Here is a 13317-nt window from a genome sequence, read left to right on the forward strand (position 1 = left end):
TTATTTCTTGTAAAAAGGTAATTTCACCACTTTTGCAGGAACATCATTTTTACGGATTCTTATAAAAATGTCACTTTCCAAAGCACTGTTTTCAACAGTTACATAACCCAAACCAATTCCTTTGTTCATGGATGGAGACATTGTTCCCGAAGTTACAATTCCGATTACATTTCCTGAAGCATCCACAATTTCGTAATCATGTCTTGGCACTGCACGTTCTTGCATTTCAAAAGCGACTAATTTTTTAGTAACTCCTGCTTCTTTTTGTTTTTTTAGATTTTCTGAATTCGTGAATTCTTTAGTGAACTTTGTAATCCATCCCAAACCAGCTTCCAGTGGTGAAGTCGTATCGTTGATGTCATTTCCGTACAAACAGAAACCCATTTCTAATCGCAATGTATCACGAGCCGCAAGACCAATTGGCTTGATGCCAAAAGGGGCACCCGCTTCAAAAACTTTATTCCAAATTTGTTCTACTTCTGAATTTTTGCAATAAATCTCAAAACCTCCAGAACCCGTATATCCTGTAGCCGAAATAATTACGTTTTCGATACCGGCAAAATCACCCACTTCAAAATGATAATACGGAATCGCTGATAAATCTTTTGAGGTCAAGGATTGCATCGCTTCAACTGCTTTTGGTCCTTGAATCGCCAATAAAGAATAATCCTCTGATAAGTTTTTCATCTCCACACCCAAGTCATTTTGAGCCGAAATCCAATCCCAATCCTTGTCAATATTCGAAGCATTTACAACTAATAAATATTGCTCGTCTTTCATTTTATAAACAATCAAATCGTCTACAATTCCACCGTCATTGTTCGGTAAACAAGAATATTGCGCTCTTCCTATTGTCAAAGTTGAAGCATCATTCGAAGTCACTTTTTGAATCAAAGCCAATGCATTTGGACCCGTAAGCAAGAATTCACCCATGTGAGAAACGTCAAAAACACCCACGGCATTACGTACCGTTTCATGTTCTGCATTCACACCTTCATATAAAATGGGCATATTGTATCCGGCAAACGGAAGCATTTTTGCTCCCAAACTCTCGTGTATGTGCGTAAGCGCAGTATTTTTCATTGTGTTTTAATATAAAATTTGAAGTCGCTAATTTATTGATTTTATTTCGGGTGACAAAGGCGGAGCGAAGCAAAGTTTAAAGTTTCAAACGTTTTCGGAATAATTCGTGCTGTAGGATTTATAGTCATTTTTTTTTAGGAGCTAATTCCTGCTATTCGCTCTATCTTTATTTAAAGCTTTCACCCTTCATAAGGCTGGAAGCTTTAAATAAAGGATGCCGCTGCTATCAGGGCTAGGGAATTTAGGTCCAATTAATGAATTTGTTTCCTATTAAATTCGTAATTTTAAACAAACAAATTTCAATGACGAATCCCATTTACATCAACCAAAAAGAAATCCTGAAACGATACAAACAGCCAGATAAGCATACTCACAAAGGAATTCAGGGACACGCTTTAATCATTGGCGGAAGTTATGGAAAGATAGGAGCAGTAAGTTTGTCTGCCAAAGCTTGTTTGAAAACAGGTTGCGGATTAGTCACCGTTTTTATTCCGAAATGTGGCTACACAATTCTGCAAACCGCCATTCCCGAAGTTATGGTTCTTACAGATATTCAAGAGGAAAAAATTTCTAATATCACTTTCGAAATTACACCACAAGCTATAGGAATTGGTCCCGGTTTAGGTCAGGAAATTGAAACCCAAAATGCAGTACATCAGTTTTTAAAAACAAATAAAAGCCCTTTGGTAATCGATGCCGATGCGTTGAATATTGTATCCCAAAACAAAGAATGGCTTTCTTTTGTACCGCCTAAAACAATCTTAACGCCACATCCCAAAGAACTGGAGCGATTAATTGGAAAATGGCATTCCGAAGAGGAAAAAAGGAGTAAAGCAGTTTCTTTTTCAAAACAGTACGATGTTATAATTGTGATGAAAGGCGCACCAACACACATAATTGATGGAGAAACTCTCTTCGAGAACACCACAGGAAATGCCGCTTTGGCAACCGCAGGAAGCGGCGATGTTTTAACGGGAATGATTACCAGTTTATTGGCACAATCTTACGAACCCATTAGTGCCGCAATTCTTGGAGTATATCTTCACGGATTAACTGCCGATATTGCATTACCCGAAACCGGATATCAATCTTTTATCGCTTCAGATGTTATTGCGAATATTGGGAAAGCCTTTTTGAGTTTAGAAAAATTGGAGTAAATAGCGCTCACAAATGAATTTTACCCTACTTATTTGTAAGTTTGTATCCAAGCAAAATTGCTTTATCCAATTCGATTATGGAAAAAACACCCCATCTTAGAACCGTAAATGTTACGCGATACATCACTCCTTTGCGGGAAGGCGGTTCTTTGCCTGCGCTCGCTGAAGCCGATGATGATTTTAAATACGTATTGAAATTCAAAGGTGCCGGACACGGCGTGAAAGCCTTAATTGCCGAATTAATAGGCGGAGAAATTGCCCGTGTTTTAAAATTAAAAATGCCGGAACTCGTTTTCGCAAATCTCGACGAAGCTTTTGGACGTTCAGAAGCTGATGAAGAAATTCAAGATTTACTTCAAGGCAGTCAAGGACTCAATTTGGCATTGCATTATTTATCGGGAGCTATAAATTTTGACCCTGTTGTCACTTTGGTTGATCCAAAATTAGCATCCCAAATTGTTTGGTTAGATGCTTTTATCACCAATGTCGACAGAACGTTTAGAAACACCAACATGTTGATTTGGCATAAAGAATTGTGGTTGATCGATCACGGTGCCAGTCTTTATTTTCATCATTCGTGGACCAATTGGGAAAAGCATGCACAAAGCCCTTTTGCATTGATAAAAGACCATGTATTGTTGCCTCAGGCTTCCTTATTGCCAGAAACAGATGTACTATTCAAAAAAATATTGACTGATGATGTACTGCAAAATATCGTGAATCTGATTCCAGAGGATTGGTTGCAATGGGAAGATACCGATGAAGCTCCGGAAGCCATTCGAGAAGTCTATTTCCAGTTTTTATCCATACGTTTGAACCATTCCGAAATTTTTATAAACGAAGCACAAAATGCAAGAGAAGCACTTATATGAGTATGCCGTAATCCGGGTTGTGCCAAGGGTAGAACGCGAAGAATTCCTCAATGTGGGTATTATTCTCTTTTGTAAAAAAGCGAAGTTTATAAAAGTGCTTTGCTCGATGAACGAAGCCAAATTGCAACTATTTTCAGCCGATTTAGATCTAGAACAATTGCATTTAAACTTACAAGCATTTGAGAAAGTGGCGCATGGCGAAAAATCAGGTGGACCAATAGGACAATTTGATATTCCATCGCGTTTCCGTTGGTTGACAGCACTTCGCAGTTCAGCTATTCAAACCTCAAGACCGCATCCGGGATTGTGTGATGATTTGGAAAAAACAACGCAACGCTTGTTTGAAGAAATGGTATTATAAATAAATTGAAAAAGAAAAACTGTTGGAAAGTCATTTCGCAAACAAAACACTCTTTTGGAGTCAACATTAGAACATTAAAAATTAAGAAATACTATTCAGGTGACGCGCAAGATGCATGCCCATACTAAAGCAAGCCTGAAGAAGATAGCCGCCCGTGGGTGCATCCCAGTCCAGCATTTCGCCAATACAATAATGACTTTTCTTGTTTTTAAATTGAAAATTTTCATCTACAGCATGCAATTGAATGCCGCCTGTTGTAGATATTGCATCGTTCAATAGGGCAGATCCGGTGATTTCGATACTCAGTTTTTTAATGTTTTGTGCCAATAATTCCGGATTTAGGTAGGTTTCTTTCGAAAGGTATTTTTTCAAAAGCCCAATCTGCGCAGCACTCAATTTAACTTCTTTTTGTAGTGTTTCGCTCGTCTTTTTAAAGGTTGATTTTTTGATCTTTTGAAGTAAATCATCATACCGTAACGTTGGTTTCATATCCAGAAAAATTGTTGCCTTTTGTTGGCTTTCCAATTCCTTTCTAATCTGTGGACTCAGGGCATAAATCGCATTCCCTTCTAAACCGAAACGTGTGATTACCGCTTCGCCTTTTTGTCTTTTATTCAAACAGCTTATGGCGATATTTTTAAGCGGACTGCCTTCATGTTCCAAAATAAAATCTTCCGGCCAGTTCACACGATACGCACAATTGGATGATTGAAAAGGAACAATAGCAATATCTTGCTTTTCGAACAAGTCAAGCCAAGTGCCATCTGAACCGGTTACTTTCCAGCTCCCACCGCCAAGGGCAAAAATGGTATAGTCTGATTGTATTGCTGTATCCGTATTGAAAATAATAGCATCCTCGCTGGTCCAACCTTTCCAAGTATGTTGGTATTGAATAGCAACACCTTGTTTAGTCAGAATATCCAGAATTGCATTGAGCACTGTTATAGGTTTGATGCCACTTTCAGGATATACGCGTTTGCTGCTGCCGATGTAGGTTGGAATACCGATAGAATCAATCCATTTCCGAAAATCGTCGTTGTCAAAATCAAGGAGTGCTTTTTCCAGAAAATGGGGTGGCGTATAGCGCGCAATCAATTCAGCTATTGGTTCTGAATGGGTGAGGTTAAATCCTCCTTTTCCCGCCACCAGAAATTTTCTTCCTAGTGTTTTATTTTTTTCGTAGATGGTAACGGTAAATTTTTGACAATCGAGTAATGCAGCGAGTATAAGTGCTGCGGGTCCTCCTCCAATAATTGAAACTGATTTCTTCACGCTGCAAAAATACGGTTTGTTTTACCCATTAACCTTGATATGGGGTTTTATATTAGCTATTGTATTTGTAAAGCAAAAAAAAGGCTGTCCAAAATCATTTTGAACAGCCTTTTTTATAAAAATAATGCTAAACCTAATATTTTGCCGATTCTCCGGCTTTAGGCAAGGATTGTTTTATAAATTGTCTAATATCTTCGTTGGCAGTTTCCAAATCTACTTTTCGTAAGTACATCATGTGACCGCTTCTATATCCTTTCCAAGACATTCTGTCTTTAAGTCTTCCGCTTGGGTCCATTTGCCACATGTTGTATTTTGAGTTAAAATAATCACAGGCTCCGTCATAATACCCAGACTGAACCATAACATGCAAATATGGATTTTGTGCCATGGCTTGACGCAGGTTTTCTCCGGTTTTATCATTGGAATCATCCCAAGGTCTCACAGAACCAAACATATTGTATTTAAAATCGGTTTTGTAGTTTAGATTATTACGCAAGTACATATTGATGGCAGGAGTAAAGGAGTGGAGCCACGAAGTAAGTTCAGCATTAAAATCAGGTCCGTCACCAGCCGCTTTACGGTCAATTCCTTTGTAGCGGGAATCTAATCTTCCTACCGTAAACCCTTGCTCGCGCAATAATTCTTTCCAGAAATAATCATACGGTACGTCTAAATTATTTTGCAAAACCACTTTTTCCGAAAGTCCGGAATAGCGTGCTATTTTAGCGGCCATTTCTTTTCTTTTTTGGTCGTCTAATGCGCCACCTTTGCTCATTGCGGGTAGCAACTCATTGATGGTGAAGTCTTCCACTTCTGGTAACATTGCGGTTAAATCTTTGTTCTGTAAATCAGCAGGCAGCATTTTGTGATACCAAGCCGTAGCAGCAAAATAAGGCAGTTTTAGTGCGGCTTCAGAAGCGACTCCACGAGTGATTCCCAATTCAGTTGGCGATACTAGAATAACACCGTTCAGATACATCCATTCGCTGTTTTGCAATTCTAGCGCCAATCCCGAAACGCGTGTGGTACCATAACTTTCACCAATCAAATATTTTGGCGAAGCCCAACGATTGGTTCTGGATACAAATCCATTAATCCAATCGGCGAGGTATTTAATGTCGGCATTTACACCAAAGAATTTAGTGGTTGGTATTTCTTTGCTCGTTGCTCTTGAATACGCGGTATTAACCGGATTTACAAAAACAATATCGGCAACATCCAAGATCGAATATGGATTTTCCTTGATTCCATAAGGCTGTAACGGATAGCCTTCATCATCAATATTGATTAAACTTGGACCGGTATAGGCAATCTGCATCCAAACCGAAGCCGAACCTGGACCACCATTAAAGGAGATAACCAAAGGGCGGGCGGCACGATCTTTTACATCGGAGCGTTCGTAATACGTATAAAATAAACCGGCTATAGCTTTTCCGTCTTCATCCCAAACCGGCATTGTACCAGTGGTGGCTTTGTAAGGCACTTTTTGACCTTTGATAGTTGTAGTATGTTCCGTCACCACTTGTGAATCCGGATTGAAAGTAAGATTTGCGGCTGAACTTTCTTCTTTTGGAGCGGCAGGAGTTGTGGGTGTTTTTGAAGGCTGGGCATGCAAAGCGGTAAAAAATCCAACGAAGAGCAAGGATAGTACTGTTTTTTTCATAAAAGAGATGGGTTTGGGGTATTTCAATACCGTTTTTCGGATATAATTTTGACAGCACTAATATATTGCTTTTTAATAGAGTGACAAAAAGCAGCATAGTAATTTCCAAACCATGAAACCTTATTTGGGCGTAACCCCAAAGCAGAAAATTCCCTTTTCCATTCCCGCAACTGCAGCTTTGGGGTCGGGCTTTTGGCTCTATCTTTATTTTTAAAAAAAAAAAAATAAAGGATGCCGCCGCAATCCCTTACGCGAGCCGCCCGACAATAGATAGAATCTTTGGTAATCGCTAGATTTTATTTTCTTGAAATAAAGCTTCCAATTGTTCCAAACAAGCCGTAATACCTTGTTCAAAGCCCATTTCAATCATGGTTTCAATCTCTTTTTCATTAGAATAAAACATCTTGAATTCAACCAAAGTACCGGATTCTGTAGTCGTAAAAACAATAGTTCCTGTAGCAACCGGCAACGAAGTGTTTACAGTTCCCTCTTCGTCACAAAAACTATCTTTAATTTCAAAACTTAAATGGGGTGTTATGGCTGTATAATCCATTCGTCCCCAATGTTTTTCATTTTCGGGCCCCACCATTGCGTACAACCAATAACCGCCAACAGAAAAGTCCATCGATTTGGTTTCGGCTTTCCAAGGTTTTGGTGCCCACCATTGTTCCAATAATTCACTTTCAGTATACGCACGCCAGACTTTTTCAAGTGGCGCAGAAAATGTTCTGGAAACCAGAATTGTTTTTTCTTCTAAATCTTTTACAACAAGTGTTTTGCTATTAGTTGCCATTTTATTTCGATTTAAGATTGATTATTACTAGTTCTAAACCCTTTTCTCCAATACAATAAATTCCAAAGGCACTTCCGTAATTGGAATATGAACATCGCTTGCCGGAAATGGTTCTCTTGCTCCCGTATCCACATAACCGTTGCGTTTGTACCAAGCAATTAATTCTTCCCGAACAGCTATTACTGTCATTACAATTTTTGGTAATCCCAATGCCGAAGCATGAATTTCAGCTTGTTGCAATAATTTTTTTCCAACGCCACTATTTTGCAATTCTGGCGAAACCGTCAGCATTCCTAAATACAATTGTTGCTCTTTTTCAATCAACAATACGCAACCTATAATCTGGTTATTCTCTGTAAATTTCAGAATCGTATTTTTTGGTTTCTGAATCGTTTCTATCAGTTCTTTTTCAGTGGTTCTGAGTCCTTCTAAAATGTTCGCTTCAGTGGTCCATCCTTTTTTAGAAGATTCGCCGCGATAGGCTGAATTGATTAATGTATTTAATAAGGAAACGTCTTCTATTGTTGCTTTTGTAATCATGGAAAATACTTCTATTCTAGGGTTATTGCTTTATGTTTTTCAAAGGTAGAAAAAAGGGATTAATCACTCGTTTTTTTTAATAAAATAATTTATATAATATTGATAATCAGTATATTTAACTATTAAGCAAGAATTTTTTTTTACCTTTGAGCAAAGAAACTGTACAACAATTTAATACATACAATTATGAAAAATTTAAATATTTTTTGGGTAATACTGATGGCTTGTGTACTAAACATAGCGCCTGTATTAGGGCAATCAACCGCTAAAAAGAATAAAATTATTGCTGACAGCAAAACAGCAAAAGCGGAGTTCATTAAAAGTGACCCGTTGATGAAAGCACTTTTTGATAAGGCATATGGTTATGTTATTTTTCCTAATGTTGGAAAGGGAGGAATCGGTGTTGGAGGAGCAGCTGGTAACGGCGTGGTCTATGAGCAGAACAAGCGAATAGGAATGGCAAAATTAACGCAATTGAGCATAGGATTTCAGGCTGGCGGACAAGCCTATCGGGAGGTGATATTTTTTGAAACAAAAAACGAAATGAACCGGTTTAAAGAAAGCCGATTCGAGTTTTCCGCACAAGCCTCAGCGGTAGCCGTAACTGAAGGCGCTTCGGCAAATGTAAAATATACCGATGGCGTTATGGTGTTCACCATGCAAAAGGGCGGACTCATGTACGAGGCATCGATTGGCGGACAGAAGTTTAAGTTTAATAACTTGTGATAAAAACAAAACGGCTGAGGAATTTTTTCAGCCGTTTTGTTTTTAGTAGGTATATTGAAATGCTATAATTATTTCTTTTTCGTCTCAAATAAAATGTATTTTTTGAATACATATTTCCAAGGCATGAAAAGTATTGGGATAATAATTCCGGTGAACATATACGCCATTCCTTCGGCTGGTGAACCTTTGAGCGTCCCGGCCGACCATAAAGGATAAGCAACAACAATAAGCCAAAGTCCTTTGTAAAAAATCATAAAAAGCATAATGGGTAACATGCGCAACGTATGGAATACACCCAAAAGCGCCAGTGTGGAGTAAGCTGCCCAAGTGCACCAAGCTACAGCTCTTGTAGGATCCCATTCCCCTTCATGGGTAAGAATAACGGTCCAGGAATCTGTGGCAACAAAAACAAACATTAACGCGAAGAACAACCGCATCACATAAATATTGATTCTGCGAACGCCTTCGTAGTTTTCGTAGTCTGGAAGAAAAATATTTTTGATACTGAACTTTGATTGCTTTAACTGCGGTGGTATTTGCTCTGTTGTGTTCATTGTTTTTTCTATTTGGTTTTTATTGTAGTACCAAGGTATAAAAAAAGCTACATCCTTTTGAGTCAGTAGCTTATTTTGTTTTTTAGGATTGTTCGATAATTTAATTTGCTAGCGTGAGTGTCCCGCTCGTGCCTATTACAATTTAAATCATAATCTCTTATTTCCTTTTTTAGTGGTCACGAGCGGGATGCTTGTGCTAGCTGGGCGATGTTGTTTTTACTCTTAAAATTCTTCTTCAATTATTTCTCTGTTTGCCATAGCACCTGCAATTCCACCCATTGCAACTGCATAAGATACGGAACGCATCATATTTGTATTGTCACCACAAGCAAATATTCCGTTTTCGGTTGTTTTCTGGAATGGGTCTATCTTTAAATAATTTTGTTCTGTCAATTCACAACCTAATTGTTTTGGTATTTCACAATGTTGTTCAAATTTTGGTCTTGCATATAAAGCCTTAATTTTTTTTGAAGTTTTGTCTTTAAAAACAATATTTTTAATTTGCCCTTTCTTATGCTCAAAATAGTCAATTTCATTTTCTATTATTTTTATATTGTGTTTTTGTAATTTCTCTGTTTGCTCTATTGTTAGGGTTGATTTTCCATTTGTAAAGACAGTTAAATCCTTTGTCCAATTATTAATTAATTTGCCTATTTCAAATGCAATATCTCCGTTGGCAAGTATGCCTGTTTTGTCGTTACTATATTCGTAACCGTGACAGTATGGACAATGAATAATTGATATTCCCCAACATTCTGTAAACCCTTTTATATCAGACATTATGTCTTTTATTCCAGTTGCAAAAATCAATTTTTTTGCAATGAATTTGTCGCCCGATTGTGTTATTATTTCAAAACCATTTTTCGTTTTTATCCCGCTTATTGCAAGTTTATTATAAAATTTTATGGTTTCATATTTTTGAACTTGCCGTTTAGCAAGAGTTGAAATTTCTTTTGGTGTTTTTCCGTCTTGCGTTATAAAGTTATGCGAATGAGGAGTTTTGATGTTGCAGGGTTTTCCACTGTCTATGATTAATACATTTCTTAGTGCTCTTCCTAAGGCCATTCCTGCTGAAATTCCCGCATAACTTCCACCTATTATGATTACGTCAAAATCTTTGTTATCCATCATTATGTTAAATTTTGTAAATGCTGTTAATGGAAATGGTAAAGCAAATGCTGTCAAAGTCAAAATACATTGTTGTATAAATTTTCGTCTTGAAATCATTTTTTACTATTTACTTTCGCAAATATAATATTTTTTTATTAATGCGACTTTATCGCAATAAATTAATACAAGTTTGTCGCATTAATTTATTTTGACTAATTTTGTGCTATGATAAAACGTAGAAATACTGCAACACAAGAGGCTGTTTTGTCAGTCTTGTCTAGCAAAAGAAGGGCAATGAGCCAAGATGCTGTTGTCAAACAAATGGATATTAATGCCGATAGAGCTACTATTTATAGGATATTAAACCGCTTCTGTGAGGATAATATAGTTCATAAGATTGTTGCTGACGATGGAAAACAATATTTTGCAGTCTGTATGAAATGTGATGAAATAACTGTTCCAGAGAATCATTTTCATTTTCGTTGCACCATATGTGAAACGATTGAGTGTCTAACTTCACTTGTTGAGTTTTCAGTACCCGAAAAATATATTGTTAAACAAATGAACTGTGTTCTTGTTGGTATTTGTAAAGATTGTTCGTAGTTTGGGTTAATCCTGAAATAGCCAATAACTTGTATTTACTAGCTACAAAGTAGCGACTATATACTCTAATAAGGTGGATTTTTGCTATAATTTGTTTTTTTTACACTTTAACAAACCTAATAATTTTACTTACAGAAAACTAATTCCGACAAAAAAACCGACTGAAAATCACTTCACAGTCGGTTTGTATTTTAAAAAATGTATTTAATTTTTACGCCAAAAACGCTTTCAATTCGTCATAGGTTTTAATTTTTACGCTCACTTTTTCCTTTCCTAAAACACTTTCAATTTGTGTTGGAATCGGTAGTTTTACGTTTAATGTTGGTTCAACCGTATCCAGAAACTTAATTGGATGCGCGGTTTCTAAGAAAATACCAATCGCATTTGGGTGGTTTTGTAATTCTTCTTTCAATCCTAAATAGCCAACAGCTCCGTGCGGTTCTGCAATATAACCGTCGGTGTTGTAAATGGTTTTCATGGCTTCTAAGGTCTCGGCATCTGAGAACGTAAATGAAGAAAAATCTTTTTTGAATTGCTCCAAATCATTGTGGTACATTTCCTGAATTCGGATGAAATTACTTGGGTTTCCAACATCCATCGCATTAGAAATCGTCGCTTTGGAAGGTTTTGGATCGTAAATACCGTTTTCTAGAAATCTTGGAACCGTATCATTCACATTGGTGGAAGCCACAAAATGTTCAACAGGCAATCCCATTTTTTTAGCAATGATACCCGCGCAAATATTCCCAAAATTTCCACTTGGGCAAGAGAAAACTAACGGTTTGTTTTGTTTCTTTAATGCTTTATACGCAAAGAAGAAATAAAACATTTGTGGCAACCAGCGCGCAATATTTATCGAATTTGCCGAAGTCAGATTTTTATGTTTTAAACTTTCGTCAAGAAAAGCTTTTTTGACCATATCCTGACAATCATCAAAAACGCCGTCTACTTCGAGCGCTTTAATATTTTGTCCTAAAGTGGTCAATTGTCGTTCCTGAATATCGCTCACTTTTCCGGATGGATACAGGATAATCACTTCAACGCCTGTTACACCAAGGAAACCGCTGGCCACAGCACCACCAGTATCACCGGAAGTCGCTACAAGAACCGTGTTTTTACTGTCTTTGTTGTCTTTATTGAAGTAACCCAAACAACGCGACATGAATCGCGCGCCTACGTCCTTAAAAGCCATCGTTGGGCCATGAAACAATTCAAGGGAATAAATGCCTTTTTCGACTTCGACGACAGGGAAATCAAAACATAAGGTTTCGGCAATGATTTGTTTTAAAGTGTCTGCGGGAATTTCGTCACCCACAAATTGTTGAATCGCTTGAAAAGCAATTTCCTCGTTGCTTAGATTTTCGATTGTATCAAAAAAATCTTGTGGTAATGGAGTAATGCTTTCAGGAAAATACAATCCTTTATCAGTTGCTAATCCTTGTATTACGGCTTCTTGAAAAGAAACTTTGGGTGCGTTATGGTTTAAACTGTAATATTTCATTATGATTTTTGATTGAAGATTAATGATTTTTGATTTTTTTTCGCAACATAAGTTACATCTGAAATGCTACGCCAGTTCGCTGACGCTCGGGTCAAAAATCGTTAATCATAATTCTTAAATTATTTTTATCCCTTCATCATTTACTTTAGAAACGTGAATTTCATAAGGTAAATTCATGGCGTCGTACACTGCGCTCATGGCTTTGGCGATTTTATTAGCGGTTGCTTCCCCTTTGCTTAAAGCAAAAATAGAAGGACCGGAACCCGAAATCCCGGAACCTAAAGCTCCGTTTTCGTAGGCTGTTTTTTTGATTAAATCAAATCCCGGAATCAAAACACTTCGCAACGGTTCCACGATTTCATCATGCAACGAACGTCCGATTAAATCATAATCTTTAGTATACAATCCAGCGACTAATCCGCCAACATTTCCCCATTGCGTAATTGCACTTTTTAAGGAAACAGTTTGTTTCAATACCGAACGCGCATCCGAAGTTTTCAACTCAATTTGAGGATGAACTACAGTAGCGTACAATTCCGATGGGCTTTCAATTTTGATAATATCCAACGGATTCGAACTTCTCACCAACGTAAATCCACCCAAAAGGGCAGGAGCAACGTTATCAGCATGAGCGTTTCCACTGGCTAATTTTTCACCTTGCATGGCAAATAAAACTAATTCTTTGCGTGTAAATGGACGTCCCAATAATTCATTGATTCCAAAAACAGCTCCTGCTGAACTTGCAGCACTGCTTCCAATTCCGCTTCCGGCTTTGATGTGTTTGTAGATTTCGATTTCGAATCCAAATTCCGTTTCGATAGCTTCCAACATCGCCAAAGCCGCAACTCCAGCAACATTTTTTTCGGTTTCCAAAGGCAAATCGGCGCCCACAATTTTAGTGATGCGAATCCCTTTTATATCGGATTTTCGAATAATCATTTCGTCCCCCGCAGTTTCTAAACACAGTCCAAGGACATCAAATCCGCAGGAAAGATTAGCGATTGTAGCGGGGCAAAATATTTTTATTTCATTCATAATTTTTTGTTTCAGGTTTAAAGTTTCAGGTTTAAAGTTGTTGCTAG

At 37.5% G+C, this 13317-nt stretch carries 14 protein-coding genes; 5 read left to right on the forward strand and 9 right to left on the reverse strand.

The window, feature by feature from the left end:
• Positions 1–1083: a glycine cleavage system aminomethyltransferase GcvT gene (gene gcvT, locus C8C87_RS05690; protein WP_121341892.1), complete on the reverse strand. Its 1083-nt coding sequence runs from the start codon at positions 1081–1083 to the stop codon at positions 1–3.
• Between the two features lie 302 nt (positions 1084–1385).
• Here gcvT and C8C87_RS05695 point away from each other — a divergent pair, with 302 nt between their 5' ends.
• The 3 genes from C8C87_RS05695 (at position 1386) to C8C87_RS05705 (ending at position 3473) form a co-directional block, all read left to right on the forward strand.
• Entirely contained in the window at positions 1386–2240 is an 855-nt protein-coding gene (locus C8C87_RS05695; RefSeq protein ID WP_121343300.1) for an NAD(P)H-hydrate dehydratase, read from the forward strand.
• A 77-nt stretch (positions 2241–2317) separates the two neighbouring features.
• Positions 2318–3112 carry a HipA family kinase gene (locus C8C87_RS05700; protein WP_121341894.1) on the forward strand — a complete coding sequence of 265 codons (795 nt, stop codon included), beginning with the start codon at positions 2318–2320 and terminating at the stop codon, positions 3110–3112.
• Positions 3090–3473 (forward strand): DUF3037 domain-containing protein, encoded by a 384-nt coding sequence (locus tag C8C87_RS05705; RefSeq protein ID WP_099715705.1) that lies wholly within the window; start codon positions 3090–3092, stop codon positions 3471–3473. The genes C8C87_RS05700 and C8C87_RS05705 overlap by 23 nt, the downstream gene beginning before the upstream one ends.
• Positions 3474–3554: 81 nt before the next feature.
• On the opposite strand, the gene C8C87_RS05710 is transcribed toward C8C87_RS05705, so the two are convergent.
• The 4 genes from C8C87_RS05710 to C8C87_RS05725 form a co-directional block, all read right to left on the reverse strand.
• Positions 3555–4745, reverse strand: a complete 1191-nt coding sequence (locus tag C8C87_RS05710) for a TIGR03862 family flavoprotein (protein WP_121341895.1) — start codon at positions 4743–4745, stop codon at positions 3555–3557.
• 133 nt (positions 4746–4878) lie between these two features.
• On the reverse strand, positions 4879–6408 hold the full coding sequence (locus tag C8C87_RS05715) for a S10 family peptidase (protein ID WP_121341897.1): 1530 nt from the start codon (positions 6406–6408) through the stop codon (positions 4879–4881).
• Between the two features lie 289 nt (positions 6409–6697).
• Positions 6698–7201 carry an SRPBCC domain-containing protein gene (locus tag C8C87_RS05720; RefSeq protein ID WP_121341899.1) on the reverse strand — a complete coding sequence of 168 codons (504 nt, stop codon included), beginning with the start codon at positions 7199–7201 and terminating at the stop codon, positions 6698–6700.
• A gap of 33 nt (positions 7202–7234) precedes the next feature.
• The gene (locus C8C87_RS05725) at positions 7235–7741 is read right to left on the reverse strand and encodes a GNAT family N-acetyltransferase (protein WP_121341901.1); all 507 of its coding nucleotides are present in this window, start codon (positions 7739–7741) and stop codon (positions 7235–7237) included.
• 186 nt (positions 7742–7927) lie between these two features.
• On the opposite strand from C8C87_RS05725, the gene C8C87_RS05730 reads away from it, so the two are divergent.
• Positions 7928–8467 carry a YSC84-related protein gene (locus C8C87_RS05730; RefSeq protein WP_121341903.1) on the forward strand — a complete coding sequence of 180 codons (540 nt, stop codon included), beginning with the start codon at positions 7928–7930 and terminating at the stop codon, positions 8465–8467.
• 68 nt (positions 8468–8535) lie between these two features.
• Here C8C87_RS05730 and C8C87_RS05735 read toward each other — a convergent pair whose 3' ends face one another.
• Both C8C87_RS05735 and C8C87_RS05740 read right to left on the reverse strand, forming a co-directional pair.
• The gene (locus C8C87_RS05735; RefSeq protein WP_147402356.1) at positions 8536–9021 is read right to left on the reverse strand and encodes a hypothetical protein; all 486 of its coding nucleotides are present in this window, start codon (positions 9019–9021) and stop codon (positions 8536–8538) included.
• Between the two features lie 222 nt (positions 9022–9243).
• On the reverse strand, positions 9244–10149 hold the full coding sequence (locus tag C8C87_RS05740; protein WP_199716395.1) for an NAD(P)/FAD-dependent oxidoreductase: 906 nt from the start codon (positions 10147–10149) through the stop codon (positions 9244–9246).
• Between the two features lie 207 nt (positions 10150–10356).
• Between C8C87_RS05740 and C8C87_RS05745 the strand changes: the two genes are divergently transcribed.
• On the forward strand, positions 10357–10734 hold the full coding sequence (locus C8C87_RS05745; protein WP_121341906.1) for a Fur family transcriptional regulator: 378 nt from the start codon (positions 10357–10359) through the stop codon (positions 10732–10734).
• Positions 10735–10945: 211 nt separating this feature from the next.
• Here the strand turns inward: C8C87_RS05745 and thrC are convergent, their stop codons facing one another.
• The gene (gene thrC / locus C8C87_RS05750; protein WP_121341908.1) at positions 10946–12235 is read right to left on the reverse strand and encodes a threonine synthase; all 1290 of its coding nucleotides are present in this window, start codon (positions 12233–12235) and stop codon (positions 10946–10948) included.
• A 114-nt stretch (positions 12236–12349) separates the two neighbouring features.
• Positions 12350–13270, reverse strand: coding sequence for a homoserine kinase (locus C8C87_RS05755; protein ID WP_099716353.1), 921 nt, complete (start codon positions 13268–13270; stop codon positions 12350–12352).
• Positions 13271–13317: the final 47 nt, after the last annotated feature.

The organism is Flavobacterium sp. 120, assembly GCF_003633605.1.
In the GTDB taxonomy this organism is placed as follows: domain Bacteria; phylum Bacteroidota; class Bacteroidia; order Flavobacteriales; family Flavobacteriaceae; genus Flavobacterium; species Flavobacterium algoritolerans.